Source organism: Mycobacterium sp. SP-6446 (assembly GCF_001954045.1).
GTDB lineage: Bacteria > Actinomycetota > Actinomycetes > Mycobacteriales > Mycobacteriaceae > Mycobacterium.
Window position 1 is genome coordinate 1 of record NZ_MBEM01000214.1, and the last position, 1607, is coordinate 1607.

Annotated in this window: 1 protein-coding gene; it reads left to right on the top strand. The window is 68.2% G+C overall.

Annotation, left to right across the window (positions count from 1 at the left end; genetic code table 11):
- Positions 1-1607 (top strand): condensation domain-containing protein (locus A5736_RS19265; RefSeq protein ID WP_139333433.1); only part of this gene is annotated, 1607 nt, incomplete at both ends.

Genomic DNA, 1607 nt, shown 5'->3' on the forward strand with positions numbered 1-1607 from the left:
GTGCCCGAATCGGTGGTTCGCTCGCCGGGGCACTTGCACGCCTTGCTCATTCGCGAACAGGTCAGCGTGTTGAGCCAGACCCCGTCGGCGTTTTACGCGCTGCAAACGGTCGACGCGCAATCTCCGGAGCTGGGCGACCAACTCAAGCTCGAGACGGTTGTGTTCGGCGGTGAAGCGCTGGAGCCGCAGCGCGTTGGGACCTGGTTGGACAATCACCAGGGCCTGCCGCGCCTGATCAATATGTACGGCATTACCGAGACGACGGTGCACGCGTCGTTCCGCGAGGTCATTCACAGCGATGTCGACAGCGCGGCAAGTCCTATCGGGGTGCCGTTGGCGCATCTGGGCTTTTTCGTGCTCGACGGCTGGTTGCGACCGGTGCCCGCCGGGGTGGTCGGGGAATTGTATGTGGCCGGTGCCGGGTTGGCGTATGGCTATGTGGGCCGCGCGGGGTTGACCGGATCGCGGTTTGTGGCTTGCCCATTCGTCGGCGCCGGCGCGCCAGGAACACGTATGTATCGCACCGGCGATGTGGTGTGTTGGGGTTCCGACGGGCAGTTGCGGTATCTGGGGCGCGCCGACGAGCAGGTCAAGATCCGCGGCTATCGCATCGAGCTCGGTGAAGTGCAGGCCGCGCTGGCCGCGGTGGACGGGGTGCAGCAGGCGGTGGTGATCGCCCGCGAGGACCGACCCGGTGACAAGCGATTGGTCGGGTACGTGACCGGGACCGCGGATCCGGCGGCGGCGCGCGCGAAGCTGGGCGAGCGGTTGCCCGAATACATGGTGCCGGCCGCGGTGGTGGTGGTCGATGCCCTGCCGATGACGGTCAACGGCAAGCTCGACAAGCGTGCGCTGCCGGCGCCGGAGTATCAGGACGCCGGCGGTTACCGGGCTCCGGCCACCCTCACCGAGGAGATCGTCGCGGGGATCTATGCCCGGGTGCTCGGGCTGGAGCGGGTCGGGGTCGACGAGTCGTTCTTCGAGCTCGGCGGGGATTCACTGTCGGCGATGCGGGTGATCGGCGCGATCAATTCCGCTCTGGACGCCGGACTTTCGGTGCGTGCCCTGTTCGAGGGGCCCACGGTCGCGCAGCTGACGCCCCGCATCGGTGCGGGCGGGGACGGGCTGGAGCCGTTGGTGGCCGTCGACCGGCCGGCGATGATCCCGCTGTCGTTCGCCCAAAACCGGTTGTGGTTCCTCGACCAGATGCAGGGGCCGTCCCCGCTCTACAACATGGCGGTGGCGTTGCGGCTGCGCGGGCGCCTCGACGCCGACGCGTTGGGTGCGGCCCTCGCCGACGTGATCGGCCGCCACGAGAGCCTGCGCACGCTGTTCCCGGCGGTTGACGGAACCCCCCAGCAGTTGGTTATTCCGGTGGAGCGGGCCGATTTTGGTTGGGACGTGGTCGAGGCGACGGACTGGCCGGAAAGCCGGCTGCGGGAGGCCGTCGGCGCCGCGGCACGGTACGCATTCGACCTCGCCGCCGAAATCCCTTTGCGGGCAATGCTTTTCCGGGTAGCGGATGACGAACACGTGCTGGTGGCCGTGGTACACCACATCGCCTCCGACGGGTTGTCGGTTGGCCCGCTGGTGCGTGACCTGGGCGT